Here is a 26,952-nt window from a genome sequence, read left to right on the forward strand (position 1 = left end):
GGAGACAGCCGCGGACACGGTGTATCCGCGAATATCCGGAGGTGAGCGATGAACACCCCAGGAACACCGCCCCCATGGGCCGCTCGGCTCCGGGCCGAGCGCAAGGCCGAGATCGGCACCGTCGCGGACCTGGCCAGACGGCTCAAGGCGGTGGCGGACGGCCCGCTGCCCACTGTGGCGGATCTGACGCGGATGATCCGAGGGTGGGAGCGAGGAGACCACTACCCCAGCGAGCGCTACCGTCTCCTGTACGCTCGCGCGCTGAATACGACGGAGGCCGGCCTGTTCGACCTGGATGAGCGGCCCGCGGTTCCCGTTCCCGCTTTGCCTCTGGAGAGCATCGCCCCTGACCTGGATCTCTATGAGCGCATTACCCGTACGCTCCAAGATCCTCGCCGTATTGACCAGGGCACCGTGGACTGGCTCGCCACCTGCCTTGCCGAACATCGCAAGGTGGAAGACACCATCGGCTCGCATCCTCTCTTGGGCATCGTCCGGCAGCAACTCGGCATCGTGGTCGAGCTGGCTCAGAGCGCGCGAGGCGGCATCGCCGACACCGTGGTGGATCTGGCCGCGCAGTACGCCCAGTTCGTCGCGTGGATGTCACTCGACATCGACGACCAGGCCGCCGCACTTGCCTGGTACGACCGCGCCCACGACTGGGCGCTGGAGATCGGCGACGTCGACATGGCCACCACCACGCTCAGCATGAAAGCCCACCAAGCGTGGAGCGCCGGCAATGCCCGCAGGACCGTCCGACTGGCCGAAGCCGCGCGCTGGCACGACGGACGGGTGACTCCCGGTGTGCGCGGCATGGCCACCCAGATGGCCGCGCGAGGGCACGCGCTGGCAGGGGAAGCCCGTCCGGCCCGTACGCTCCTGGATCAGGCCGAAGCCCTCATTCGCCAAGCGGCAGAGCGGGCCGACGACGAGCCGGCGTGGATGTACTTCTACGACGAGACCTGGTTCCGCCTCCAACGCGGCATGACGGAGCTGCACCTCTCGAACTGGCCCAAAGCCGCCGACTTGCTGGCAGCCGGGCTGGCGAATCTCCCTGCCTCCTACAAACGCGACCGCGCGTGGTACGGCTCATGCCTGGCCAATGCGCACGCGGAGGCGGGGGACGCGCGGGCATCCCTCGATGTAGGGCTCCCGGTCGTGGAAGATGCCGTCAAACTGAACCGCCATGCCCACAAGGAACTCGTCAATGTGCAGGCCCTCCTCCGGGAGCGCCGCTCGCCGCACGCGGACACTCTGGCAGAGGCGCTCACGGCCGGGCGCCAAACGTCGGGCTGAACCGTCATCGAGTACCACGGTGGTCTCGCCGAGGCCGCCCACTGCCGCCACCTCAGGTCCCGGTTGCGAGTTCGGGGTGTCCCGTCGGTCAACGGCATGCCCCGCGGCATGCCGGTCCGGAGTGGGCGTCAGTCGGCCCACCGCTTCGCCGGTCGGCGGGCGGGCCCAAAGCGTCTCGGTCCGGGCGACCACTGCGCGTAGGTAGCGGGCCCGCGTCGCTGTCAGTCCAAGCCACCCGGCGGCAAGGGGTTCGCCACAGGTTCCCGTGGTGGGGAGAAGCACGGCAGGGAGGCCGAGCGGTAAAGCACGGCGATCAGGGCCACAATGGCTGAGAACCAGGCAATGAGCACGACAAGACCCAGGTCGGCGTAGCCGTAACCAGCCAGCGCGCTGAGCGCTCCCAGGACGGCCACCGCCCAGCGCAACACGTCGAGAAGCGCGGCCCTGGACAGGTCCCCGGAGGGACGGATCCGTCTGATGACGGCGTCGACAGAGACCCAGACGGTGATCAAGGCACCGGCCGTGTTGGCGATGCCGATCACGTTCGCAATGAAGGAGACCGCCTGGTCATCGCTCGCTCCGAACGGGATCGTGGCGACCAGCGAGATGCAGGCCATGGCGACGGCAAAGGACCCGGCCCTGCCGAAGGGGTCGTCGGCGGATCGCCGCAGTTCAAGCAGGCCGGACGCGCACAATCCCCATCCGATGGGGTTGAACAGTAGGTCGAAGCCGTTGAAACGGAGGGCGCCGAAGGCGACGACGAAACCGGTGGCGATCTTCGTGACGGGCAGCATGCGGCACTACCTTCCAGGCTTGGCATTGGCCGTGGATGAGCTGGCTGTCAGAGCCATTCCCCGCTCACCACTTCGTTGCAGACGTCGCTGGCGAGAGCTCGCTGCCAGGCGACCGGGAGGCCTCCTTCGGGTCCTTCCAGTCGCCATGAGCCCCATATCACTTCCGCCGACCCTGAACCCATCCAGGTTCTGTAGGTGAAGCGAACCGGCTGGGGCTCGCGTGGCACCGCCGCGCAGTCGGTGATGACGATGCGCCTCACCACGGTCTGCGAGCCACCACGTTCCACGGTGACCGTGGAGCGTTCGTCCTGTGCCTCGTCAGCAGGCAGCAGGCGGAGGCCCGGCATTTCGGCCGAGATACCGGTGAGAGTGAAGGCAGCCAGACCTTCGTTTTCCATTTCGATATACGCCCTGGTGGACAGGACGCCATTTTCATCCACGTCAGCGTCAAGGAAGGAACTGTGGAGCCTCCATCGGACCTGCGGAGGCGCCTCCCTCAACCACCATAAAAACCCTACAACGACAACAAGTGACACCAAAACGGACACCACTCGCCGTAATCGCACCCGCTGCGCACGCCACGTGGTGACGCCGAATTGCTGCCATATGTCATCTGAATTCACGATATAGACCATATAAGCTAGCCTCTCGTGACGACACCTCCGATGATCTGCTGGACGGTTGCCGCCGTAACCGTGCTGGCGGCAGCCGCGCCGATTACACCGGAACGGCTCACCAGGTTCGCCGCGCTAACGGGTCTTTCCGTCACAACGTCCAACGCCCGCCAGATCATCGATCACTTCGCCGGCCTTCGCCGGTGGCGACTCATCGCCGTCGCCCTCGCCGCTCCTTTGGCCTGCTTCACCAACGATCCGTTCTATTTGGTCCTGGGCTGGTGTGCCGTTTCGGTCTTCCGCGATGTACGACTGCCCATCCGGGTGTTCCAGGCTCACGACGAGGCGAAGGTCTATCACCGGGCCTGGCTGCTCGGTTCGGCGGGCGCCATCGTGGCAAGCGGCTATCTGCTGGCGAACCAAGGTGCCACGCCGACGCGTCTGGCTCATACCGTCATCGTGGTTGTCATGGCGGGAGCCGTACCGCTTGCCGCTCGGAAACTGAACACCAGACCGACACCCGAGGCGTCGGACGACAGGGCTCAGGCAGAACTGGCCATCGCCCGATGGTCCGCACGAACTCTTTACCTGGCGGGCACCGCAATCGTGCTGTCGAGCGCATTGCTCACCCCCGGCCAACCGCCACGGCGCGAACTACCCGAATACTCGATGCCCAGGTCATTCTCCGCGCAAATGGCTGAGTTCACGAAGGTGAACACCTACAAGCGGCCCACCTGCGCGTGGACCGACGAGATGGACAACCCCTGCCGGTCATGGCTCGTGAACGGGCAGCCGTTCCCGCAGGCCGCGCCATACGTCGTCAGAAAAGGCGCCGCGCCCCAGCCAGGGCCGTTCGTGCGCAGGCCCGACAAGAAGGCCCTCGTCTATCTGGACAGACGCAGTCGCCGCATGATGTATCAGGACGCCCAGGGTATCCACCCCCTCACCGGCAGCCTGGCTGACACCGCAGTGCCCACACCCACGTTCGTGGGTCAGAACAGGTATGTCGCCCTGGCCAGGGACGGCGCGCAGATCACCGACACCAGGACCTGGACCACGCTCTCGATCCCCGGCGCTCAACAGGTGCACGACCTCAACAGCAGCGGGATCGTGGCCACGACGGCTTCTCGGGTGCTCGTGCTCGACCATCAGGGAAAGATCCGCATGAGTCTCCCCTTCAAAAAGGCCGCCAAGGATGTCCCCGATGACACGTACAACCTCAAGAAGGACGGAAGTCGCCTAGTGATCATCCGAGGCAAGACACGTGTCGAAACCTTCGACGCAGGGACGGGGAAGCGTTTGGCCAGCGTCGCTCCCGTGTTGCCCGGCGATGACTTCCTCGACGTCGGCCTCGGCTGGTCGAAGGAGGGGCCCTTCCTGGTTCGCAGCGTCATAAGCGAGCGCGTCTACTACCTCGACCTGGCGACTGGCAAGCTCTGGAGACGCAAGGGCTGAACCCGGTAAGAGAGCCCACAGCGAATTTAGAGACTTGTTCGTCCGACATTCGCCTTCGAGGTGAGCTTCCGTCGGTTGGGGCGATTTCCGAAAGGGATCTACCTTGTTCCCGAACCGAGGGCCGCGTTCGTGAACCTCACACAAGAAGTTATTGCTGGCTGGCCGGAGACGCTTTGCTGCAATGGAAATCAGAAGAGATCATCTCGTGTCGCTGATCGTGTGTGATGATGGCGAGCGCTGAAGAAACCCGAACGCTTCCCTTCTCCGCGCGCTCACAACTTTCCCGATCTGCCCACTCCCAGGAGCCCTCAATTCGGCTGCGCCCAGCGCAGGGGCACAGAGCACCCTCCAGGCATGCAACGCGCGTGAAAGACCGAACACCGATGAGAGGTGACGTTCCGCACCATCCACGTCTCGGGTGGCTGCGCAGATGCCAGACGTTCCTGCCGCTTTATTCGGATGGAGATGCTGCGGGTCAGCTGCTTTTCCGAGGGCAGGGTCGGCTCAGCGCTCATGATGGCCCGGCGCTGCGGTCGACAACGAATGGTTTGGCATGCCGCAGAAGCGATATTCGCGGCCAGATCCCGCCGCTGAGTCAGGATCGTCGGCATTCGGGACGGTCATCGGTCTTGCTCTCATGTGAAACGAGGACGCCCTGGACAATCGGGCAATCGACATGCTGGACGTGCCGGTCCGGGGTGGGCGTCAGTCGGCCCACCGCTTCGCCGGTCAACGGGTGGGGGCGTTTGGCGAGCGGAGCGAGCGGGGGTTTCGGGGTGGGCTCCAGCAGGCCAGACCGGTAACCAGGTAAGGGGTGGGTGATGGCGCCGAAGGCGCGGGGGGTGCGCCGTCAGGCGCCTCAATAAGAAGCGCCTGAGCCCCGAGCGCGAAGCGCCTCCCAGCGAAGACCTTTTTGCTCGGGGCGGGGTCCAGCAGGCTGACCACCCAGATGGGCAGCGGGTGGGGGAGCCTGGCCCACCTACGCGTCGGAGGAGAGGATGAGGCCGCTGGTTGGTACGCCGGTTCCCGCCGTTACCAGGACGTTTCGGACGGCTGGGAGTTGGTTGGCGGCGGTGCCGCGGATCTGGCGGACGGCTTCCGCTATGCCGTTCATGCCGTGGATGTAGGCCTCCCCCAGCTGGCCTCCGTGGGGGTTCACGGGTAGGCGGCCGTCCAGTTCGATGGTGCCGTCACGGAGGAAGTCGGGGGCCTCGCCGCGGGCGCAGAAGCCGAGTTCTTCCAGTTGGGCCAGGACGAACGGGGTGAAGTGGTCGTACAGGATTGCGGTCTGGATGTCTTTTGGTGATAAGCCGGACATGTCCCAGAGCTGGCGGGCGACCACGGCGATCTCCGGGAGGCCGGTCATGTCGTCGCGGTAGTAGCTGGTCATCATCATCTGGCCCGAGCCCGCGCCCTGGGCGGCGGCGGTGATCAGGGCGGGGGATCTGCGGAGGTCTCGGGCGCGTTCGGCCGAGGTGACCACCAGGGCCACGCCGCCGTCGCTCTCCTGGCAGCAGTCGAGAAGGTGCAGCGGCTCGACGATCCACCTGGACGCCTGGTGCTCCTCCAGCGTGATGGGGCGCCGGTAGAACCAGGCGGCGGGGTTGGTGGCGGCGTGGCGGCGCATGGCCACCGCCACCCGGCCGAAGTCCTCCGAGGTCGCGCCGTACGTGTGCATGTACCGGCGGGCGAACATCGCCACCCACGCCGCCGGCGTCATCAGCCCGTACGGCACGTGCCAGCTCATCTCCAGCCCCTGGGAGGTGGGCTCGCCGGTCAGGCGGCTGTTCGGCTGGCCGAAGCGGCGGCCCGAGCGTTCGTTGAAGGCGCGGTAGCAGACGACCGTCCGCGCCATCCCCGTGGCCACGGCCATGGCCGCGTGCGCCACGGTCCCGCAGGCCGCGCCGCCGCCGTACTCGACCCGCGAGAAGAACGTCAGGTCCCCGATCCCCGCCTCCCTGGCGACGGCGATCTCCTGGTTGGAGTCCTGGGTGTAGGTCACCATGCCGTCCACTTCGCCGGGTGAGAGCCCGGCGTCGTCCAGCGCCGCCAGTACGGCCTCCGCGGCCAGCCGCAGCTCCGAACGCCCCGACTTCTTGCTGAACTCGGTGGCCCCGATGCCCGCGACGGCAGTACGCCCGCTCAACACGGCTTTCCCTCCTCGGCCAGGGCGAAGGTGACGGTCCCTGTGGCGTGGTCGCCCAGGCTCACCTTGCCGCGTACCTCGACCGTGAACCGGCCCTCCTCGCGCGACACGACCGTCCCGTTGAAGCACAGCCGGTCCCCCGCGTACGCCGGGACGCCCAGCTTGACGGCGACCCGCTCGATGACGGCCTCGGGCCCGGCCCAGTCGGTGACGTACCGCTCGACCAGGCCCATGGTCGTCAGGATGTTGAGGAAGATGTCCTTCGACCCCTGCGCCCGGGCCTTGTCGACGTCGTGGTGCACCGGCGTGAAGTCCATGGTGGCCAGGGCCGTCGAGACGACGAAGGTGGGGGTGAGGTCGATGGCCAGCTCCGGCAGCGCGGACCCGATCTCGGTACGCATCACGCCTCCTCCTTCGAAGGCGCCCACATCGGGAGGATGAGCTGGTCGTCCATCGGCCGGTACGTCACGCGCAACGGCATGCCGACGGCCACCTCCTCTATCGGACAGTCCACTACATTGCCGACGATCCGCACCCCCTCCGGCAGCTCCACCACGCCGACGACGAACGGGGTCTCCCGGCCCGGCACCGGCGGGTGGTGGTGCACGACGTAGCTGTAGAGGGTTCCGAGGCCGCTCGCGACCAGGTGGGAGCTGTTGGCCGAGCGGCATTGCGGGCACAGGGGGCCGGGCGGGTGGCGGTGGTGGCCGCAGTCGGCGCAGGTCTGGATGCGCAGCTCCCCTTGCCGTACGCCTTCCCAGAAGAACGCGGTGTCCTGGTTGATCACCGGTTGGAGCGGGTAGGCAGCTGCCCGCTCAACGACAGGCTTCGTGCGTGGGCGAAATTTCAGGACCCGGAAGAGCATGTCGGCGACCGGCTCGTCGTCCTCGCCGTACCAGGTGACCTTCCAGGTGGCGAAGAAGCCCACCCCCAGCGCCGTCCGCTTGGGCCCGGCCAGGTCCGCGAACCGGGTGGCCGGGGTGAGCCGCTCGCCGACCCGCGCGTACCGGTGGTAGGTCTGCTCGCAGTTCGTCGCCACCACGCCCGTGTAGCCGCTCGCGTCGAGCGCGGCGATCACGTCGTCCACCGGTGAACGGTCCTTGGCCGACCGGCGCACCCCCGGCATCGTCCACACCTGGGCCATGGCGGGCGGGGCGACCCCTTTCTCCAGGTACGCCGGGTTCTCGTCGCCCATGGCGTCCAGCCAGTGCCGGATCATGGGCCCGTTCACCGGGTCCTGCGCCGGGGTCCCGCGTACCTCCCCCAGCGCCGCCTGCTTGCCCGCGAGCTCGTGCAGCTCCTCGTCGTTCAGGGGAGGAGCCTTCGGGGGAGCGGTCATCGCGGCGGCCTCGGCAGGTTCAGGCCGAGCATGGCGATCAGCTCCCGCTGCACCTCGTTCACCCCGCCGCCGAACGTCAGCACCACCGCCCCCTTCACCCCGTGATCGGTGCGTTCGAGCAGTTCGGCCGTCTCCGGATCCGACGGGTCCCCGAACCTGGCCAGGATGTCACCGACGATCCTGCCGACCTCCTGCATGCGCTCGGAACCGTAGATCTTGGTGGCCGACGCGTCGGGGGCGCCGAGCCAGCCGAGGTCCATGTTCGCGGCGACCTGCCAGTTCAGGAGCTCGTTGGTGCGGAAGAAGCCCCACACCCTGGCCAGCGCCCGCCGTACGTCCGGATGGTCCGCCACTCCGGTGCGGCGGGCCCAGGCGAGGAAGCGGTCGTAGGTCTGGCCGAGGTTCCCGGCCGGGCCGAGGGTGACGCGTTCGTGGTTGAGCTGGTTGACGATCAGGTCCCAGCCCCGGTCCACCTCGCCGACCACCATGTCCACGGGCACGCGCACGTCGCTGTAGTAGGTCGCGTTCGTGTGGTGGCGACCGTCCATGGTGACGATCGGCGTCCAGGAGAAGCCGGGGTCGTCCGTGGAGGCGATCATCATGGTGATGCCCTTGTGCTTCTTGGCCTCGGGGTTCGTGCGGGCGGCCAGCCAGATGTACTGGGCGTAGTGCGCGCCGCTGGTGAAGACCTTCTGGCCGTTGACGACGTAGTGGTCGCCGTCGAGGACCGCCGTGGTGCGCAGGGAGGCCAGGTCGGTGCCGGCCTCGGGCTCGCTGTAGCCGATGGCGAAGTGGCACTCGCCGGCGAGGATGCGGGGCAGGAACAGGTCCTTCTGCTCCTGCGTGCCGTACTGCATGAGCGTGGGCCCCACGGTCTGCACCGTGATGATCGGGTACGGAACGCCCGCCCGGGCTATCTCGTTGGCGAAGATCTGCTGCTCCAGGGGGCCGTAGCCGCCGCCCCCGTACTCCTTGGGCCAGCCGAGGCCGAGCTTGCCGTCGCGGCCGAGGCGGCGGCAGTGCTCCATGTACGCCCCGCCGAACGGATCTTCGGCGATCTTCCTGCGGTCCTCGTCGGTCAGGCAGCCCTGGAAGTACTCGCGCAGCTCGTCGCGCAGGGCGCGCTGGGCTGGGGTCAGGTCGATCAGCATCAGAGGAGCGCTCCGATCAGGTCGAGCTGGGCGTCGGCGCCGCCGAGCAGGTGGGACAGGTGCTTGGCCTGCGCGAAATAGCGGTGCAGCGGGTAGGTGACGTCCAGCCCGAGGCCGCCGTGCAGGTGCTGGCAGGTGTAGAGGGCCTTCCACGCCTCGCCGACGTGGTACGCGGCCAGCGCCAGGTCCTGGTCGGCCGGCAGTCCCTCGGCCAGGCGCCAGACCGACGACCACATGGCCACGTCCAGGGCCCGCGCGACGATGTAGACGTCGGCGATCTGCATGGTCACGGCCTGGAACTCGGCCAGCGCCCGGCCGAACTGCTTCCTCGTCCTGATGTACTCGGTGGTCAGCTCCAGCGCGCCCGCCAGCACGCCGCTGGCCTGGGCCGCCACCGCCGCCATGAACAGCCGCCGGGCCCCGGTGACCGCGTCGGCCCCCGCGATCCGCTCGGCGGGGGTTGCGTCGAGCACGATCGTGGCGGCGGGCTCGCCGGTGGAGGTGTACTCGGGGGCCGTGGCGGGCGACTCCACCAGGAACAGGCCCTCGTCGGCGGTGACGAGCACCGCAGCGCCGGGGTACGGCACCGAGACCTTGCGCCCGGTCAGCGTCCAGCCGCCGTCCACGGCCCGGGCGGCCGTCGAGGGCGGGTCGGCCAGTGCCCTGCCGGGCTCGCGGAGCGCGAGGGTGCCGCCGTCGTGGCGGCGTTGCTGGTCAAGGGTGCCATAGCGGGCCAAGGTCAGCGTGCTCACCAGCGCGGGCAGCGCGGGCACCGGGGCCGCCCGCGCGCCCACCTCCCGCAGCACCACGGCCAGCTCCACCGGCCCGAGCCCGGCTCCCCCGGCCTCCTCCGGCACGCACACGCTCATGAGCCCGGCCTGCCGCAGCCGCTCCTCATCCCCTTCCCTGGCCAGCACCTCGGCCGCCAGCTTCCGGAGATCCTGCTGAGTTTCGTCCAGGTTGAAGTCCATTCACGCCTCCAAGAGGTGTTGCCTGCCGTGCCGTACGAACTCCTCCTCGATCCCCTTGACGTCCGAGTCGGTCAGCGGCCGGAGCCCGGAGCCGGACCGCACCCAGACGGGGTCGGCGGTGCGCCAGCCCTCGCGGGCGAGGACCCGCTTGATGACCTTGTGGGAGGGCGTCTGGGGCAAGTGATCAGAAAGGCGGATATATCGGGGTAAGGACTTTGTGCCCAGATCGCGCCGAGTCGCCAGGAACGCCGTGAACGCCGCCGGATCGAAGCCCCCCTCCAGCACCAGCGCCGCCATGACCTGGTCGCCCGCCGCCGGGTCGGGCACCGGGTAGACGGCCGCCTCGACCACCCCCGCGAACTCCCTCAGCGCCGCCTCGATGGGCGCGACCGCCAGGTTCTCGCCGTCCACGCGCAGGCGTTCGGTGCCGCGTCCCGCGAAGAACACGTAACCGTCCCCGTCCGCGTACGCCAGGTCGCCCGACCAGAACGCGCCGTCCCTGATCCGCTCGGCGTCCGCCTCGGGGTCGTTGTAGTAGCCGTCGAACAGCCCCAGCCCGCGCACGTTGACCAGCTCGCCGACGGCCTCGTCCGGGTTGAGCAGGCGGCCGTCCTCGATGCGGCCCGGCGGGCAGGGACGGCCGGTGAAGGGGTCGAGGATCAGGACGCCCTCGGGCAGCCGCCCCAGGCATCCCGGCGGCCCGGACGGGTCGGGGCTGAGCGAGATGGCCGTCTCCGTGGAGCCGAAGGCGTCGATCACCCGGCACCCGAACCGCTCCCCGAACCTCCTCGTCGCCACCGCGCTGCCCTCGTTCCCGAACGCGATCCTCAGCGGGTTGTCGGCGTCGTCGGGGCGCTCCGGGGTGGCCAGGACGTAGGAGAGCGCTTTGCCCACGTAGTGCAGGTACGTGCAGCCGTACCGTCTGATGTCGGGCAGCAGGCCAGACGCCGAGAACCGCCTCCGCAGCGCCAGCGCCGCCCCCGACACCACGGCCGGGGCGTAGGCGGCCATCAGCGCGCCGGAGTGGAACAGCGGCATCGAGCAGTACACGACGTCGGACGGGGTGAGCATCGCCCCCAGGCTCAGCCCGGGGACGGCCATCTTGCGCTGCGTGATCCGCACGGCGCGGGGGCGGCCGGAGGTGCCCGAGGTGAAGATCAGCATCACGAGCTCCTCGGGCGCGGCATCCTCGCCGGACGCGGCGTCCCCGGGCGACCACGAGGCGTCCGGCAGGGGCAGCGCCTCCACTCCCAGCGCCTCGGACAGCGGCCCGGCCAGCCCCGCGTACGGGGCGTCCGCCAGCAGCAGGTCCACGTCGGTGGCGCGGGCGTCGCGGATCAGCTCGTCGACCGACCGCGTCGGGTTCAGCGCGACGACCACGTGCCCGGACAGCGCCGCCCCGCCCACGAGGAAGACCAGCTCTGGAACGTTCTCGCTGAGCACCCCCACGTGCAGTCCGGCGCCGCGCCCGGACAGCCAGGCCCCGGCGGCACGGCAGGCCGCCACGTGCTCGCGCCACGACCACGTCGTGTCCTCGAACATCAGCCCAGGTCGATCGTCCTCGGCCCGTGCGTGGAGCAGGGCCGCCAGTGTGTTCGCCGCCATCCGGAGCCTCCACCAAGCGCTCGGTCAGCCGACTCGCAAACTAGAACAGATTCTAATATCTGTCCAGTGCCCACCTATCCCGATAAGTCGCGACATACGGCTGTAACGCCACAGACATGGGGCTATAGGGCTTCTTTGTTGACCCGCGAGTAACAAGCCGCGTCGTGAAGAAATCAGATAACGTGTTCTTATGCGTACCACGCACGCCGCGCCCTCCAGTGACACAGAGGGAACCATGGAGAGCCACCCCACGCCGGGCACGCACAGCGTCCGTACGCGTAGCCAGCACCAACGCCGCAAGCGCATCGTCCAGGCCGCCGCCGCGCTGGCCTCGCGCGGCGGGGTCGAAGCCATGCAGATGCGCACGGTGGCCGAGCGCGCGGGCGTGGCGCTTGGCACGCTCTATCGCTACTTCCCGTCCAAGATGGACCTGGTGGTGGCGGTGGTGGGCGAGGAGATCGACCTCCTGGAGAGCAGCATCGAGCGGCGTCCGCCGGGGGCCACCACCCCGTCGAGCCGCGCGGTGGACGTGCTCATGCGGGCGACCCGCGGGCTGATGCGCGAGCCGGAGCTGGCCGACGCGCTCATCCGCTCGCTGATCATGGCGGAGGTGCAGACGCCGTTCGGGGAGCGCATCACGGGGCTGCTGCTGCGGGTCTCGGCCGGCGGCCTGACCCTCGAGGACGCCACCGAGGAGCAGGCCGACCTCGCGGGGTCGCTGGCCAGCGTGTGGGTGCAGGAACTCCTCGAGATGCTCCGCGGCCGCCGCACCTATGATCAGATCCAGCGTCGTATCGAGACCGCCGCCGGCAGGTTGCTCGCCGATATATAACCCCATATTTTACGGCGGAGCACGGGCAGGCCACCCGCCGCACTCCGGCTGAGGGCCCTCCAGGAAACGGTCGCTGACCCTTCAGTGGCGCGCCGCCGTTACGGCGCGCACAGTGGGCCGCCTAAGTGGTGCCCGGTGGGCCGATCACCTCCCGCGCCCCGGTGGGCCCATCACCTCATGCGTCCCGGTGGGCCGGTCACCCCATGTGGAACGTGCGTCGATACGCGTGCGGCGAGACCCCCACCGCCGCCTGCAGGTGCTGCCTGAACGAGGCTGCCGTCCCGAAGCCGGCGCGGTCCGCGATGCGGTCCACCGGCAGGTCGGTGCTCTCCAGCAGGTGCCTGGCCAGCGCGATCCGCTGCTGCGTCAGCCACTGCCCGGGGCTCAGCCCCACCTCCTGCCGGAAATGCCGGGTGAACGTGCGCCTGCTCATCCCCGCATGATCGGCCAGGTCGTCCAGCCGGAGCGGCGTGCCCAGCCGTTCCATGGCCCAGGCCCTGGTGGGGGCGGTGCCGACGCTGGACTGCTCGGGCACCGGGTGCTCGACGTACTGCGCCTGGCCGCCGTCCCGCCACGGCGGCACCACGCACGCCCTGGCCACCTGGTTGGCGATCCGGCTGCCGTGGTCGCGGCGGACGAGGTGGAGGCAGAGGTCCACCCCGGCCGCGGCGCCGGCCGAGGTGAGCACGTCGCCGTCGTCCACGAACAGCACGTCCGCGTCCAGCCGCACCTTCGGGAACGCGGCGGCGAACCGCTCGGCGTGCCGCCAGTGCGTGGTCGCCGGGCGGCCGTCGAGCAGTCCGGCCGCCGCCAGCACGTACGTGCCGATGCAGATGGAGACGATCCGGGTGCCGGGGCGGATCCCGGCCAGCGCCGCGGCCAGCCCGGCGGGCAGCGAGTCCGGGCCCGTGAGTCCGGCGTACCACTCGGCGGCGGGCACCACCACCGTGTCGGCGCCGGCCAGCACGCTCGCGTCGTGCTCGACGGCGATGGAGTAGTCGGCGGCCGTGGCGACGGGGCGGCCGTCGACCGTGCAGGTGACCACGTCGTAGAGCGGCTCGCCACCTGGCCCCTGAGCGGCGAGGAAGATCCTGGACGGCACGCTCAGCTCGAACGGGATGACCCCGTCGGCGGCGAGTACGGCGACGCGATGCATGGCCCGATTTTTACACATCATGACCTTTGGGCCACTCGCGGGCCCGGCCCCGTAACCAGCAGGCTGGGTCTCATGAAGATGAAAGCGATCAGGCAGGACGTCCTCGGCGGCCCTGAGGTTCTGAAGTTGGTCGAGGTCGAGCGGCCGGTCCCCGGCCCGACCGAGGTGCTGGTGCGGGTGGAGGCGGCCGGGCTGAACCCGACCGACTGGAAGACCCGCGCGGGCGGCGGCTTCCTGCGTGACGAGCTGCCGTTCGTGCTCGGCTACGACGTCTCGGGAGTGGTCGAGGACTCGGGCATCGGGCAGGCGCTCTACAAGCCGGGCGACGAGGTGTTCGGCATGCTCAAGTATCCGGACGCGCACGGCGCCTTCGCCGAGTACGTCACCGCGCCGTCCCGCCACTTCGTGCGCAAGCCCGCCACCGTCGACCACGTCCAGGCGGCCGGGATCCCGCTCGCGGGGCTGACCGCGTACCAGGCTCTGGTGGACGTCGCCGGACTGAAGGGCGGCCAGCGCGTGCTCATTCACGCCGCCGCGGGAGGGGTGGGGCACCTGGCGGTGCAGATCGCCAAGGCGCGCGGCGCGTACGTGATCGGGACGGCCAGCGCGGCCAAGCACGAGTTCCTGCGCGGTCTGGGCGCCGACGAGCTGGTCGACTACCGGAGCGAGGACTTCGCCGAGGTCGTGCGGGACGTGGACGTGGTGCTCGAGACCATCGGCGGCGACTACGGGTTGCGCTCGCTGCGTACCCTGCGCAAGGGCGGCACGATCGTGTCGCTGGTGCTCAGGGATCTCAGCCCGGACCTGCACCGGCAGGCCGCCGAGCTGGGCATCCGCTCGGAGGGCATGCTGGTGGAGCCCGACCACGCCGCGATGCGCGCGCTCGCGGCCCTGGTCGAGGCGGGGAGGCTGCGCGTGGAGATCGCCGCCGCCCTGCCGCTGGCGGAGGCCGCCAAGGCGCACGAGCTCGGCGAGACGAACCGGGTCACCGGCAAGATCGTCCTTACTGTGCCCCATTGATTCATGGTCATTTCTTTGACTCCGTAAAAGGTTCGCCTTAATCGCGGCCAAAACTCGCCGTTATGTCAGTGGCGACGTCTATACAGGAGACATGACCGACAAGCCGACGAACGAGGAGTTCCTCCGACAGGCTGACCCGATGCGGCGCGAGCTGCTGGCGCACTGCTACCGGATGATGGGCTCGGTGCACGACGCCGAGGACCTCGTCCAGGAGACGTACCTGCGCGCGTGGCGGGCCTATGAGGGCTTCGAGGGGCGCTCCTCGTTGCGCACGTGGCTCTACCGCATCGCCACCAGCGCCTGCCTGACCGCGCTCGACAGCCGGAGCAGGCGGCCGCTGCCCACCGGGCTCGGTGCCCCCAGCACCGAGCCGACCGCTCCCCTGGTGTCGGACCACGAGGTGCCGTGGCTGGAGCCCGTGCCCGACGCCCTGGCGGGCGTCGGCGGCGACGACCCCGCCGCGATCGTGGCCGGCCGCGAGAGCATCAGGCTCGCCCTGATCGCCGCGCTGCAGCACCTGCCGCCGCGGCAGCGGGCGGTGCTGGTGCTGCGTGACGTGCTCAAGTGGAAGGCCGCCGAGGTGGCCGAGGCGCTGGAGACGTCCACCGCGGCCGTCAACAGCATCCTCCAGCGGGCCCGCGCCCAGCTCAACGAGGTGCAGCCGAGCCTCGACGACCCGGTCGAGCCGCTCACGGCCGAGCAGCGGGCCCAGCTCGACCGCTATGTGGCGGCGTTCGAGAACTATGACGTCGACAGCCTGGTCCACCTGTTCACCAAGGACGCGGTCTGGGAGATGCCGCCGTTCGTCGGCTGGTACCAGGGGCCCGAGGCGATCATGGAGCTCACCAGGACGCAGTGCCCGGCCGAGGGTCCCGGCGACCTCAAGCTGGTCCCGATCGCCGCCAACGGGCAGCCGGCGTTCGCGGTGTACCACCGCCAGAACGGCGTCTACGGGCAGTTCGCCATCATGGTGCTGACGTTCGCCGGGGAGCAGGTCAGGCACGTCGGCATGTTCTTCGAGGAGAGCCTGTTCGAGACGTTCGGGCTGCCGTCGACGCTGGAGGGTTCCACGACAAAGTAGAACGCGTTACAGTCTCGCCAGAGCATCGTTCTGGAGGCGACTGTGGGCACACCTGTGATCGTCGAGGCCGTACGCACTCCCATCGGCAAGCGAGCGGGCTGGCTGGCCGGGCTCAAACCGCAACAGGTTCTGGCCACCGCGCTGAACGGCCTCGTCGAGCGGTCGGGGCTCGACCCGGCGGCCGTCGAGCAGGTGTTCGCCGGCTGCGTGACGCAGGCGGGCGAGCAGGGCGGGCACGTCGGGCGCTACTCGTGGCTCTATGCCGGGCTGCCGTACCAGGCCGGGGTGACGACGGTGGACGCGCAGTGCGGGTCGTCGCAGCAGGCGGTGCACCTGGCGGCGGCGATGGTGCGCGCGGGCGTGATCGAGGCCGGCGTCGGGTGCGGCGTCGAGGTGATGAGCCGGGCGCCCCTCGGCAGCAACGTGCGGCCCGCCACCGCCAAGCCGGACGACTGGAGCATCGACCTGCCCGACCAGTTCACCGCGGCCGAGCGGATCGCGCGGCGGCGCGGGCTGACGCGGGAGCGGCTCGACTGGCTCGGGGCGCGCTCCCAGCGGCTGGCGGCCAAGGCGTGGGCCGACGGGCGGTTCGAGCGCGAGATCGTGCCGGTCGGCGACGTACGCAGGGATCAGGGCTTACGCGAGACCACGGTCGAGACCCTGGCCACCCTCAAGCCCGTCGCCGAGGGCGCCCTCCACACCGCGGGCACCTCGTCGCAGATCTCCGACGGCGCCGCGGCGGTGCTGGTGATGAGCGAGGAGGCGGCCGCCAGGCACGGGCTGCGGCCCAGGGCGCGGATCCTGGCGCAGGCGCTCGTGGGCGCGGAGCCGTACTATCACCTGGACGGGCCCGTGGAGGCGACGGCCAAGGTGCTGGCGGCGGCCGGGATGACGATCGGCGACATCGACAGGTTCGAGGTGAATGAGGCGTTCGCATCGGTGGTGCTGTCGTGGGCGGGCGTGCACGAGCCCGACTTCGACCGCGTCAACGTCAACGGCGGCGCGATCGCGCTCGGCCATCCGGTCGGCGCCACGGGCGCGCGGCTGATCACCACGGCGCTGCACGAGCTGGAGCGGTCGGACTCGGCGACCGCGCTGGTCACGATGTGCGCCGGCGGGGCGCTGGCCACGGCCACCATTCTGGAACGGGCCGGCTGAGCCGGTGATCGCGATACTCATCACCCGATCGGGGGGCGCATGAAGAGCAGACGCAGGCCGTACGCGGAGCAGCGGCCGCAGGATCTCGGCGGCGGGGTGTGGAGCGTGCCGGTGCCCATCCCGGGCAACCCGCTCGGCTACACGCTCGTCTACGCCATCGAGTCCCCCAAGGGGCCGGTGCTGGTCGACGCCGGGTGGAACCATCCGGACGCCTGGGACGCGCTCAGCGGCGGCCTCGCCGCGCTCGGGATCGACGTGAGCACGGTGAGCGGGGTGGTCGTCACCCATTTCCATCCCGACCACGCCGGGCTCGCTGGGCAGGTCAAGGAGGCGTCCGGCGGCTGGATCGCGATGCACGAGGACGACGCGGCGCTGGTCAGGCTCATGCATGACTACGCGGCCGAGGAGCACGAGAGCTTCCAGTCCGACATGCTCAGGCGGGCCGGGGCCGATCCGGGCGAGGTGCGGCAGGCGGTGAGCCGCCCGACGCCGCCGGCGCTGCCCGACCGCCGGTTACGTGACGGGGACCTGGTGGACCTGCCCGGACGCAAGCTGCGGGCCGTCCACACGCCCGGCCACACGCCGGGTCACATCTGCCTGCATCTGGAGGACGCCGACCGGCTGTTCACCGGCGACCACGTCCTCCCCGACATCACCCCCCACGTCGGGATTTATCCGTATGACCGGGACGATGTCGATCCATTGGGCGATTTCTTGGACTCCTTGGACCGGGTCGCCGAGCTGGGGCCCCTGGACGCCTTGCCCGCACACGAATGGATATTTCCTGATGTGGCCGCGCGAGCCGTCGAGATCCGCCACCATCACGATGAGAAGCTCGTACGGCTGCGCGCCCTCCTGGCCCAGCGGCCGGAACCGCTGACCATCTGGGAGGTCGCCGCGATGATGACGTGGAACAGGCCCTGGGACGACCTGTCCCCGGTGCTGAGAGGCATGGCGGCAGGGGAGGCCGCAGCGCATCTGCGCGCTCTGGAGGCCAGGGGCGAAGTTCGCCGGGTCCCCGGTGTCGATCCGGTCCGCTTCCAGGCTCTAGACTCCTAGACATCCGATGTCTAGGGAGCGAAGCGTGGCGGTCACCGACGCGGCCATCGACAAGATCAAACAGATGATCCTCTCGGGCGAGCTGGCCCCCGGCGACCGGCTGCCCAAGGAGGCCGACCTCGCCGAACGGCTCGGCCTGTCACGCAACTCGTTGCGCGAGGCCGTGCGGGCCCTGTCCCTGATCAACGTGCTCGACGTGCGCCAGGGCGACGGCACGTACGTGACCAGCCTGGAGCCGCGCCTGCTCCTGGACACCATGTCGTTCGTGCTCGACCTGCACCGCGACGACACGGTGATCCAGTTCTTCGAGGTCAGGCGCATCCTGGAGCCGGCCGCGACGGCGATGGCGACGGAGCTGATGACCGACGCCGACGTCGAGGAGCTGCGCGTGATCCTGGAGTCCCTGCCCGCCGAGCCGACGGTCGAGGAGCTGGTGGCCAACGACCTCCAGTTCCACCAGCGGATCGCGCGGGGTTCGGGGAACAGCGTGCTCTGCTCGTTCATCGAGAGCCTGTCAGGTCCGACCACTCGGGCCAGGATCTGGCGCGGGCTCACCCAGGAGGGGGCGATGCAGAAGACGCGGGAGCAGCACACCGCGATCTACGAGGCCATCGCCGCCCGCCAGGCCGACGTGGCCCGGTCCTGGGCGACCGTGCACGTGGCGGGCGTGGAGTCGTGGCTGCGCAAGGCGCTCGACCTCGACTGAGCGCGCTACCAGGGGTTGGTGCCGCCCTGCTCGCTGAGGAAGACGCCGGTCCGGGCGTCGGGCAGGGTGGCCTGGCGGGCCACGTGCTCGCCGCCCTCGCCGGCGGTCAGCGTCCCGATGAAGCCGTTGAGGTCGGTGGCGCAGAAGCCGGGCGCGACCGCGTAGACCTTGATCGGCGTGTCGCGCAGCTCCTCGGCGTAGATCAGGGTGACGGCGTTCAGCGCGGCCTTGGAGGAGTTGTAGCCGAGCAGGGTCGCGTACGGGCGCCACTCGGACTCCTGGTCGGCCAGGAACGCGAACGTGCCCAGGCCGCTGGAGACGTTCACCACGCGGCCGGCCTCCGACCTGCGCAGGAGCGGGAGCATGGCGTTGGTCACGGCGACGACGCCGATCACGTTCGTCTCGTAGACCTCGCGCAGGTCGGCGACCGGGAGCCGGCTCGGCGTGCGCTCCTGGTCGCGGCTGATCGCGGCGTTGTTGATCAGCAGGTCCAGCCGGCCGAACTCGCGCTCGACGTGAGCGGCGGCCGCCTCCACGGTGTCCTGGTCGGTGACGTCCAGGCGGACGAACCGGGCGTCGAGCCCCTCCGCCGCCAGTTCCCCGGCGGCCTTCTTGCCACGCTCGGGGTCGCGGGCACCAACAAAGACGACATATCCGGACTTGGCCAGTACGCGGGCGGTGGCGTACCCGATGCCCTTGTTGGCACCGGTGATGAGTGCGATGTTCATGCCCTCAAGGCTGAGCGGGGCCGCGCACGGACGGGAGAGACCCGCTGAGGCCCGGATCGACGGTCCCTGGTTACGGCGGCGCGGACCAGGCATCCTGAGGCCGTGACTCCTCCGCTCCCTGAAGGGAGCGGCTTCTCGCTAAGCCGCTTGCGTAGCCTCGCGAAGGGCAAGCCCTGCCCTCAAGATGTTGATCGCCGCGTTCACGTCGGCGTGTGCCTCGTGCCCGCACGCCGTACATCGGAAAACGGCCTGGGTGACACGGTTGTCCTTCGCGCAGTGCCCGCAGCGCGAGCACGTACGGGAGGTGTTGGCCGGATTCACGGCGATCAGCTGTCGACCGGCGCTTTCAGCCTTGTGCGACAGGATCGTCAAGAACGCGGACCAGCCCGCGTCGACAATGCTCTTGTTCAGCCCGGATTTAGCCGACTGGCCGTTGGGCAGGTAGCCGCCTTCGCCGTCCGGTTGCGGCGCGGCACGCCGGATCATGCCCGCGACGTTCAGCGCTTCGTGCACGATCACGTCGTAGCCGCGGACCAGCGCGAGCGCGGCCTTGTGCGCCGAGTCGAGGCGTTGCCGCCGCACCTTGGCGTGCAGGGCCGCTACCCGCGTGACGGCCTTCCGGCGCCGCTGGGATCCTCGTTTCCTACGGGCCAGCTCCCGCTGGGCCGCTGCCAGACGGCTCGCGGAGGCGGCGAGGTGGCGCTGGTTGTCGAGGTGGTCGCCGTCGCTGGTCGTGGCCAGCCAGGCGACACCCATGTCAACACCCGCGACCGCGCCGGTCGCGGGAAGGGTGGGTGCGGGCACCTCATCGCACGACAGCACGACGAACCAGCGGGCGCCTTCCCGCTTGACGCTGATCGTCTTGACGATGCCCAGCACCCGGCGGTGCTGGTGGACCCGGACATGCCCGACGCCCTGCAGGCGGACGAAACTCGCTGTCGGGTGCTCGGGCTGGGAGTGCCACCGGCAGCCGTCGCCGTCCTTGGGCCACTCAACCGTGTCGAACCAGCCCCGCCCCTTGAAACGCGGAAACCCTGGCGTGCGGCCCGCTTTGACGCGGTCGAAGAACGCCCGGTACGCCTTGTCCAGCCTGCGCAGCGTGGCCTGCTGAGAGGAGAACGACCACCGGCCCTGACCATCGGGGTCGTCGGCGCGGATGTGCTTCAGCTCCGCCGACTGCTCGCCGTAGCGCACCCTCACCCCGGCTTTGCGGTAGGCCGTACGGCGGTGTTCGAGAGCCGCGTTGTACAGCTGCCGGTGGTCTTCCAGGCACTGCGCGAGCGCGGCGGCCTGTTTGCCGGTGGGGCGCAGCAGGAACGTGAACGACCTGCGCACACCCCATCCCCCACGCTCGGTAACGAGACCACCACGATATCGCCTGGCACCGACAAACCCGGAAGGAAAGCTGTGACCCGCGCACCTGACAGGTCAAGGCACACTCGGCCCTTGGCGGCCCTCCCGCTCCCGATTCCCCCGTCGCCTGAAGACGACGGTTCCCTCGGGAGACTCTGATGGACCGGATCAACAGGGCCGGCCTGGCGGGCTTCCTGCGCAGCCGCCGCGAACTCGTGCGGCCGTCCGACGTGGGCCTGGAGGGCGGCAAGCGCCGCCGCACGCCCGGGCTGCGGCGCGAGGAGGTCGCCCGGCTGGCCGGCATGTCCGTCGACTACTACGCCCGCCTGGAGCAGGCCCGCGGACCGCGGCCGTCGCGGCAGATGCTCGGCGCGATCGCCAGGGCGCTGCGGCTGACGGACGACGAGCGCTCGCACCTGTACTACCTGGCCGGCGAACCGCCCGGACCGCCTCCCGGCCCGGCACAGGACGTCAGGGCCGGGGTCCTGCACCTGCTCGACCGGCTGGACGACACCCCGGCGCTCGTGTCGGACGCCAAGTACGACGTGCTGGCCTGGAACCCCCTCGCCGCCGCGCTGCTCACGGACTTCTCCGTGCTGCCGCCCGGCGAGCGCAACCTCATCTGGCGCTACTTCACCGACCCGCGGGCCCGGGACCGGCACGACCCCGACGGCGCGTGGCGGTTCGCCAGGGAGTCGGTGGCCGACCTGCGTGCCGCCGCCGCCCGCTACCCCGACGACCCCGGCATCCGCCGGCTCGTCGACCGGCTGCTGGCCGGCAGCGCCGAGTTCGCGGAGCTGTGGTCCGGGCACGACGTCACCGTGCGCAGGTCCGCGCGCAAGCGGATCAACCATCCGGCGGTGGGGTGGCTGGAGCTCGACTGCGAGACGCTGCACGTGCCCGAGGGCGACCAGTGGATCGTCCTCTACACCGCGGCGCCGGGGTCACCGTCGTACGAGGCGCTGCGGCTCCTCAAGGTCGTCGGCACCCAGAACCTTGCTGCGGGTGGGTAGTACCCCTGTCGTGGCCGACAAACTGGAGCGATACCGGAGCAAACGCGACGCCAGCCGCACCCCCGAACCCGTCCCCGCCGCGCCGCCCTCCGCCGAGGACGGCAACGCGTTCGTCATCCAGGAGCACCACGCCCGCTCCCTCCACTGGGACCTTCGGCTCGAACGCGACGGCGTCCTCGTGTCCTGGGCCGTCCCCAAGGGCCTGCCCGCCGACCCCGACACCAACCACCTGGCCGTGCACACCGAGGACCACCCGATGGAGTACCTCACGTTCCACGGCGAGATCCCCAAGGGCGAGTACGGCGGCGGCACGATGACCATCTGGGACACCGGCACGTACGAGACGGAGAAGTGGTCGGATCGCGAGGTCAAGTTCGTCCTGCGTGGAGAGCGGGCCTCGGGGCGGTTCGTGCTGTTCCGGACCCGGGGCCAGAACTGGATGATCCACCGCATGGACGCCCGGGCCCGCGACCCGTTCCCGCCGCCCGACCCCATGCTCCCGACCGAGCGCGCCAAACCCCCGAAGGACGTCTCGGCCTACGCCTTCGAGTTCGCGTGGGGTGGCCGCCGCCTGCTCGTCCCCATCGAGGGCGGGCGCACGACGGCCGCGCGGGAGCACCCGTGGCTGCGGGGGCTCGCGGAGTCGTTCGGCAGCCGCACGGCGATGCTGGACGGGGAGGTGGCCACGCTCGGGGGCGCGGAGATCCTGGTCTTCTACGACCTGCTGTACGACGACGGCCGCTCCCTGGTCGACGAGCCCTACAGGGAGCGGCGGGCGGCGCTGGAGGCGCTGGACCTGGCGGGAGCCCGGTGGCAGACGGCTCCGTCATGGCCCGGCGAGGCGGGCCCGGTCCGCCAGGCCGCCCGCGAGCAGGGCCTGCCCGGGATCGTGGCCAAACGCCTCGACTCGGCGTACGAGCCCGGGCCCTCGAAGTCCTGGCTGTTCATCCCCTCCTGAGCCCCGCCATCACTCCTTGGGCAGCAACCCCTCTGAGATCAGCTCGTCCCACACCGCCTCCGGGACCGGGCGGGAGAGCAGGGCGGCGTTCGCGGTGATCTCCTCGGGCGAGCGGGCGCCCAGGACGACCGAGGCGACGGCCGGGTGGCGGAGGGGGAAGGCCATGGCCGCCTGGGGCAGCGTGCTGCCGTGGCGTTCGCAGATCTCCGCGATCCGCGTCGCCCGCTCCACCACCGACGCCGAGGCGGGCTCGTAGTTGTACGTGCCGGTCGGCCGCGGCGTGGCCAGGATGCCGCTGTTGAAGACGCCCGCCGCCAGCACCCTGACCCCGCGGCGCGCGCACTCCTCCAGGAGCGGCAGGCCGGACTGGTCGAGCAGGGTGTAGCGGCCGGCGAGCATCACGACGTCGATGGAGGTCTCCTGGACGAAGCGCAGCGGCGCCTGCCACTGGTTCATCCCGACGCCGATGGCCTTGACCACGCCCTGCGCCCGCAGCTCGGCCAGCGCCGGGTACGCCTCCGCCAGCGCCTGGTCCAGGTGGTCGTCCGGGTCGTGGATGAGCGCGATGTCGACGGCCGGGAGCCCCAGCCGGTCCAGGGACTCCTCCAGGGATCTGCGTACGCCGTCGCCGGAGAAGTCCCACACCCGCTGGAGGTCGGCGGACACGTCGAAGCCCTGCTCGTCGCGGCCGCCCGACGACGCGGCGGGCACCAGCAGGCGGCCGACCTTGGTGGACAGGACGTAACCCGAGCGGTCCTTGAGCGCGGCGCCGAGGCGGCGCTCCGACAGACCGAGCCCGTAGTGGGGCGCGGTGTCGAACAGGCGCACCCCGGCGTCCCAGGCCGCGTCGACCGTGGCCCGCGCCTGCTCCTCCGACACCTCCTGGAACAGGTTGCCGATCGGCGCCCCGCCGAAGCCGTGCCGCGACACCTCGACCCCGCCGCCGTCACGCCCGACCCATGACCCGCCTCCGTCACGCCCGTCCGGTGCGGCTGGGGGTTCGTCGATCCCGTTCAATCCTGTGCCTTTCCGCCGGCGATCCGGCTGATCATCAACGCGATGAGGATGATCCCGCCGTAGATCACCGGCTGCCAGAAGCCGGAGACGCCGATGAGCGTCAAGATGTTCTGCACCAGGCCGATCACCAGCACGCCGGTGAGCGCGCCCAGGATCGTGCCCTTGCCGCCGTCCATGCTCACGCCGCCGATGACCGCCGCCGCGAACACCATGAAGATCCACCCGACGCCCTGGTTGTTGCCGATCGCCCCGAGGCGGCCGGTCTCCAGGATCCCGGCGAGGGCCGCGAGCGTCCCGCCCAGGATGAACACCCCGTACAGCACCCGATCCACCCGGATGCCGGCGGCGCGGGCGGCGTCGGTGTTGCCGCCGATCGCGTAGAGCGCGCGGCCGAGCCGCAGGTAGCCCAGGCCGAAGATGCCCGCCGCGAACAGCGCACCGGCGATCCAGATGGCCGCCGGCAGGCCGAGCCACATGGCGCTGCCCAGGTAGAGGATCGAGTCGGGGAGCTGGAAGAGTGTCTTGCCCTCGGTCGGCCCCTGCAGGAGGCCGTGCACGATGATCAGCATGGCCAGCGTCACGATGAACGCCGACAGCTGGAACCTGATGATCAGGAAACCGTTGAACGCCCCGATGGCCGCGCCGACCAGCAGGGCCAGCGGGATCACCAGCGCGCCCGGGAGCCCGATGCCGAACCCGCCCGCGGCCGCCGGGATGACCAGCATCACGGCGATGGCCGGCGCGGTGCCGACCGTCGACTCCAGCGACAGGTCGAACTTGCCCGCGATGAGGATCATCGCCTCCGCCAGCACCACGAGCGAGATCGCCGCCTGCTGCTGGAGCACGTTCGTGAGGTTGCCCGGGGTCAGGAAGGTCGGGTCGAGGAACGCGCCCACGACGAGCAGGATCACGATCACCGGCACCAGCGTCAGGTCACGGAACCTGGCCAGGCGCACCCGAGGGACCGGCACAGTCATAGTGGTCAATCTTCTATGCCCTCCATCACGGCCACGAGCTCGTGGTCGGTCCAGCCACGCGGCACGTCCTTGACGACCCTGCCGTGGAACATCACCAGCACCCTGTCGCAGATCCGCAGGTCGTCGAGCTCATCGGAGACCACGACGGCCCCCGCGCCCCGTCCGACCGCGTCCTCGACCGCGCCGAGCAGCGCCTGCTTGGCCTTGACGTCGACACCGGCCGTCGGGTTGATCACGACCAGCACCGTCGGGTCGTCCACGAGGGCCCGCGCGAACACGACCTTCTGCGCGTTACCCCCGGACAGGTCGCCGACCGGCTGATCGGGGCCCTCCGTCTTGATGTCGAGGTTCTTGATCATCTCGTTGGCCTTGGCCCGCCGCCGGACGGGCGACACGATCCCGTACCGGCCCAGCTTGCGGGCGATCGGGAACGTGGCGTTCTCCCCCACCGAGAGCAGCGGGACGAAGCCCTCGTGGTGGCGGTCCTCCGGCACGAACCCGAGGCCCGCCTTCATGGCGGCGGGCACGTCGCCCGGTTTGACCCGGGTGCCGTTGACCGTGACCGTGCCGGAGTCGGCCTTGCGGAGCCCGACGAGGGTCTCGGCCAGGCCGACCTTGCCGCTGCTCGCGGAGCCGGCCAGGCCGACGACCTCACCCGATTTAACGGAAATATCGATATCTGCGTAGCGGCCGCCGAGCGAGAGGCCCTCGCCCGACAGCACGACCCGGTCGCCGGGCGTGCGGGAGCGGGACTCGTACGCCGTCGTGGCCTCCCCCGTCATCGCGGCGACCAGCTCGTCGTGGGGCAGGTCGGCGACCGGCCTGGTCACGATGTGCCGCGCGTCGCGGAAGACCGTGACGCTCTGGCAGATCTCGTAGACCTCGTCGAGGTGGTGGGAGATGTACATCATCGTGACGCCCTGCTCGCGCAGCGAGCGCATGCGCGCGAACAGCCGCTCGATGGCCGGGCCGTCGAGCCGGGCGGTCGGCTCGTCGAGGATGATGAACCTCGTCCCGAACGACAGCGCCCGGGCGATCTCGACGAGCTGGCGCTGCTCGACGGTCAGGTCACCGGCCAGCGCCTGCGCGTCGACGTCCACCTCGTACGTGTCCAGCAGCTCGCGCGCCCTGGCCCGCAGCGCGCGCCAGTTGATCCTGGCGCCTTTGGCCGCCTGGCGGTTGAGGAAGAGGTTCTCGGCGACCGTCAGCGCGGGGATGATCGTGGACTTCTGATAGACGCAGGCGACGCGCTGCCGCCAGGCGTCGCGGTCGGCGAGGGCGGGCGCCGCCTCTCCCGAGAACAGCACCTCGCCCTCGTCGGCCGGCTGGAGCCCGGTGAGGATCGACACGAGGGTGGACTTCCCCGCGCCGTTCCTGCCGACGAGAGCGTGGGTCTCGCCCTCGGCGATCGCGATCCCCGCGCCGTTCAGCGCGACGGTGGGGCCGAAGCGCTTGACGACGTTTCGGGCTTCAACGTGATTTTTCATCACTTGATCTGATTACCCCAAAGGCTCTTGTCGTCCACGTTGTCCTTGGTCACGAGCGGCGCGGGGAGCTGGTCCTCCAGGCCGTTCGGGAGCTGGATGATGTTGCTGTCGTGGTCGGTCGCGCCGGGCTTGAACGTCTTGCCCTCCAGCGCGGCCTTGGCGTAGAAGACCGCGTACCTGGCGTACAGGTCCGCCGGCTGCGACACCGTGGCGTCGATGTCGCCCTTGCGGATCGCCTCCAGTTCCTCCGGGATGCCGTCGTTCGACACCACGAAGACGTGCTTGGGGTCGCTCGGCGGGACGAGCAGGCTCTTCTGCTTGAGCACCTGCAGCGTCGGCGCCAGGTGCACGCCGCCCGCGTGCATGTAGATCCCCTTGATGTCGGGGTTCTGCTCCAGGCGGGTCTGCAGCATGGACGCGGCCTTGGTGCCCTCCCACTCCGTGGGCTCGCTGAACACCGTGATGCCGGGGAACTTGGACTTCATGCACTCCAGGAACGCCTCCGACCTGTCACGGCCGTTGATGGAGCTGAGCGCGCCCTGGAGCTGCACGACCTTGCCCTTGCCCCCCAGCTTCTCGCCGAGGAACTCGCAGGCCTTCGTCCCGTACGCGCGGTTGTCGGCGCGTACGACCATGTAGACCTTGCCCTTGTCCGGCCGGGTGTCGACGGTCACGACGGGGATCTTCTTGTTCTCCAGCTGCTGCAGCGTGTTGGCGATGGCGCCGGTGTCCTGCGGCGCCATGATGATCGCCTTGGCACCCTGACCCACCAGCGCCTGCACGTTGTTGACCAGCTTGGAGACGTCGTTCTGCGAGTTCGTGGGTGGCATGAGGTCCACCTTGTACTCGCCGGCCATCTGCGGGACGTACTTGATGTAGGAGTTCCAGAAGTTGGAGTCGGCCCGCGGGTGGTCGATGCCGACCTTCCCGCCGCCGCCCCCTCCTCCGGTTGTTGTCGTGCCCGAGCCACACGCGGTGACGACCGCCAAGAGGGCCGCCGCCGCGACCGCCGATCCGAACTTCATTGGGGGGTACC

25 protein-coding genes are annotated in these 26,952 nt (G+C 69.9%); 10 read left to right on the plus strand and 15 right to left on the minus strand.

Translation table 11 applies throughout. The features are described from left to right. Positions 1–48 precede the first annotated feature (48 nt). Positions 49–1,296, plus strand: a complete 1,248-nt coding sequence (locus HD596_RS05780) for an NsdA family TPR-like regulatory protein (protein ID WP_185068276.1) — start codon at positions 49–51, stop codon at positions 1,294–1,296. Between the two features lie 221 nt (positions 1,297–1,517). Here HD596_RS05780 and HD596_RS05785 read toward each other — a convergent pair whose 3' ends face one another. After that, the gene (locus HD596_RS05785) at positions 1,518–2,090 is read right to left on the minus strand and encodes a hypothetical protein (RefSeq protein WP_185068277.1); all 573 of its coding nucleotides are present in this window, start codon (positions 2,088–2,090) and stop codon (positions 1,518–1,520) included. A 47-nt stretch (positions 2,091–2,137) separates the two neighbouring features. Further along, positions 2,138–2,725, minus strand: coding sequence for a hypothetical protein (locus HD596_RS05790; RefSeq protein ID WP_185068278.1), 588 nt, complete (start codon positions 2,723–2,725; stop codon positions 2,138–2,140). Between the two features lie 15 nt (positions 2,726–2,740). Here HD596_RS05790 and HD596_RS05795 point away from each other — a divergent pair, with 15 nt between their 5' ends. Next, positions 2,741–4,159, plus strand: a complete 1,419-nt coding sequence (locus tag HD596_RS05795; protein ID WP_185068279.1) for a hypothetical protein — start codon at positions 2,741–2,743, stop codon at positions 4,157–4,159. Between the two features lie 979 nt (positions 4,160–5,138). Here HD596_RS05795 and HD596_RS05800 read toward each other — a convergent pair. Genes HD596_RS05800 through HD596_RS05825 form a run of 6 tightly spaced genes read right to left on the minus strand, consistent with a single transcriptional unit; the run spans position 5,139 to position 11,371 of the window. Then, complete coding sequence (locus tag HD596_RS05800; protein ID WP_185068280.1) at positions 5,139–6,305, minus strand: lipid-transfer protein; 1,167 nt, start codon at positions 6,303–6,305, stop codon at positions 5,139–5,141. Further along, complete coding sequence (locus HD596_RS05805) at positions 6,302–6,706, minus strand: MaoC family dehydratase (RefSeq protein ID WP_185068281.1); 405 nt, start codon at positions 6,704–6,706, stop codon at positions 6,302–6,304. The genes HD596_RS05800 and HD596_RS05805 overlap by 4 nt, the downstream gene beginning before the upstream one ends. Beyond that, positions 6,706–7,644: a bifunctional MaoC family dehydratase N-terminal/OB-fold nucleic acid binding domain-containing protein gene (locus tag HD596_RS05810; protein WP_185068282.1), complete on the minus strand. Its 939-nt coding sequence runs from the start codon at positions 7,642–7,644 to the stop codon at positions 6,706–6,708. The genes HD596_RS05805 and HD596_RS05810 overlap by 1 nt, the downstream gene beginning before the upstream one ends. After that, entirely contained in the window at positions 7,641–8,795 is a 1,155-nt protein-coding gene (locus HD596_RS05815) for an acyl-CoA dehydrogenase family protein (RefSeq protein WP_185068283.1), read from the minus strand. Before HD596_RS05815 ends, HD596_RS05810 begins: the two co-directional genes overlap by 4 nt. Beyond that, positions 8,795–9,766: an acyl-CoA dehydrogenase family protein gene (locus HD596_RS05820; protein ID WP_185068284.1), complete on the minus strand. Its 972-nt coding sequence runs from the start codon at positions 9,764–9,766 to the stop codon at positions 8,795–8,797. Before HD596_RS05820 ends, HD596_RS05815 begins: the two co-directional genes overlap by 1 nt. Beyond that, on the minus strand, positions 9,767–11,371 hold the full coding sequence (locus tag HD596_RS05825) for an AMP-binding protein (protein ID WP_185068285.1): 1,605 nt from the start codon (positions 11,369–11,371) through the stop codon (positions 9,767–9,769). It abuts the gene before it with no gap. A 235-nt stretch (positions 11,372–11,606) separates the two neighbouring features. Between HD596_RS05825 and HD596_RS05830 the strand changes: the two genes are divergently transcribed. Beyond that, the gene (locus HD596_RS05830; protein WP_246555700.1) at positions 11,607–12,203 is read left to right on the plus strand and encodes a TetR family transcriptional regulator; all 597 of its coding nucleotides are present in this window, start codon (positions 11,607–11,609) and stop codon (positions 12,201–12,203) included. A gap of 196 nt (positions 12,204–12,399) precedes the next feature. Here HD596_RS05830 and HD596_RS05835 read toward each other — a convergent pair whose 3' ends face one another. Next, positions 12,400–13,359 (minus strand): GlxA family transcriptional regulator, encoded by a 960-nt coding sequence (locus HD596_RS05835; protein ID WP_185068287.1) that lies wholly within the window; start codon positions 13,357–13,359, stop codon positions 12,400–12,402. A 78-nt stretch (positions 13,360–13,437) separates the two neighbouring features. On the opposite strand from HD596_RS05835, the gene HD596_RS05840 reads away from it, so the two are divergent. The 5 genes from HD596_RS05840 (at position 13,438) to HD596_RS05860 (ending at position 18,383) form a co-directional block, all read left to right on the plus strand. Beyond that, a complete protein-coding gene (locus HD596_RS05840) occupies positions 13,438–14,379 on the plus strand; it encodes an NADP-dependent oxidoreductase (protein WP_185078307.1) in 942 nt (313 codons plus the stop codon). A 91-nt stretch (positions 14,380–14,470) separates the two neighbouring features. Further along, positions 14,471–15,460 (plus strand): sigma-70 family RNA polymerase sigma factor, encoded by a 990-nt coding sequence (locus HD596_RS05845; protein WP_185068288.1) that lies wholly within the window; start codon positions 14,471–14,473, stop codon positions 15,458–15,460. Positions 15,461–15,502: 42 nt separating this feature from the next. Next, positions 15,503–16,618 carry a steroid 3-ketoacyl-CoA thiolase gene (locus tag HD596_RS05850; protein WP_185068289.1) on the plus strand — a complete coding sequence of 372 codons (1,116 nt, stop codon included), beginning with the start codon at positions 15,503–15,505 and terminating at the stop codon, positions 16,616–16,618. A 39-nt stretch (positions 16,619–16,657) separates the two neighbouring features. After that, on the plus strand, positions 16,658–17,677 hold the full coding sequence (locus HD596_RS05855; RefSeq protein ID WP_185068290.1) for an MBL fold metallo-hydrolase: 1,020 nt from the start codon (positions 16,658–16,660) through the stop codon (positions 17,675–17,677). Between the two features lie 25 nt (positions 17,678–17,702). Continuing rightward, complete coding sequence (locus HD596_RS05860) at positions 17,703–18,383, plus strand: FadR/GntR family transcriptional regulator (protein ID WP_185068291.1); 681 nt, start codon at positions 17,703–17,705, stop codon at positions 18,381–18,383. A gap of 5 nt (positions 18,384–18,388) precedes the next feature. Here the strand turns inward: HD596_RS05860 and HD596_RS05865 are convergent, their stop codons facing one another. After that, positions 18,389–19,111 (minus strand): SDR family oxidoreductase, encoded by a 723-nt coding sequence (locus tag HD596_RS05865; protein WP_185068292.1) that lies wholly within the window; start codon positions 19,109–19,111, stop codon positions 18,389–18,391. A gap of 138 nt (positions 19,112–19,249) precedes the next feature. Beyond that, positions 19,250–20,446: an RNA-guided endonuclease InsQ/TnpB family protein gene (locus HD596_RS05870; RefSeq protein ID WP_185068293.1), complete on the minus strand. Its 1,197-nt coding sequence runs from the start codon at positions 20,444–20,446 to the stop codon at positions 19,250–19,252. Positions 20,447–20,622: 176 nt separating this feature from the next. Between HD596_RS05870 and HD596_RS05875 the strand changes: the two genes are divergently transcribed. After that, a complete protein-coding gene (locus HD596_RS05875) occupies positions 20,623–21,477 on the plus strand; it encodes a helix-turn-helix transcriptional regulator (protein WP_185068294.1) in 855 nt (284 codons plus the stop codon). 10 nt (positions 21,478–21,487) lie between these two features. After that, positions 21,488–22,435, plus strand: coding sequence for a DNA polymerase ligase N-terminal domain-containing protein (locus HD596_RS05880; RefSeq protein WP_185068295.1), 948 nt, complete (start codon positions 21,488–21,490; stop codon positions 22,433–22,435). Positions 22,436–22,444: 9 nt separating this feature from the next. Here HD596_RS05880 and HD596_RS05885 read toward each other — a convergent pair whose 3' ends face one another. The 4 genes from HD596_RS05885 to HD596_RS05900 are packed head-to-tail and all read right to left on the minus strand — an operon-like array spanning position 22,445 to position 26,941. Beyond that, positions 22,445–23,452 (minus strand): aldo/keto reductase, encoded by a 1,008-nt coding sequence (locus HD596_RS05885; protein ID WP_221519196.1) that lies wholly within the window; start codon positions 23,450–23,452, stop codon positions 22,445–22,447. Continuing rightward, positions 23,449–24,429, minus strand: coding sequence for an ABC transporter permease (locus HD596_RS05890; RefSeq protein ID WP_185068296.1), 981 nt, complete (start codon positions 24,427–24,429; stop codon positions 23,449–23,451). Before HD596_RS05890 ends, HD596_RS05885 begins: the two co-directional genes overlap by 4 nt. Before the next feature lie 5 nt (positions 24,430–24,434). After that, a complete protein-coding gene (locus tag HD596_RS05895) occupies positions 24,435–25,916 on the minus strand; it encodes a sugar ABC transporter ATP-binding protein (RefSeq protein ID WP_185068297.1) in 1,482 nt (493 codons plus the stop codon). Beyond that, a complete protein-coding gene (locus HD596_RS05900) occupies positions 25,916–26,941 on the minus strand; it encodes a sugar ABC transporter substrate-binding protein (protein ID WP_185068298.1) in 1,026 nt (341 codons plus the stop codon). The genes HD596_RS05895 and HD596_RS05900 overlap by 1 nt, the downstream gene beginning before the upstream one ends. Positions 26,942–26,952 lie beyond the last annotated feature (11 nt).

Source organism: Nonomuraea jabiensis, from assembly GCF_014204795.1.
GTDB lineage: Bacteria > Actinomycetota > Actinomycetes > Streptosporangiales > Streptosporangiaceae > Nonomuraea > Nonomuraea jabiensis.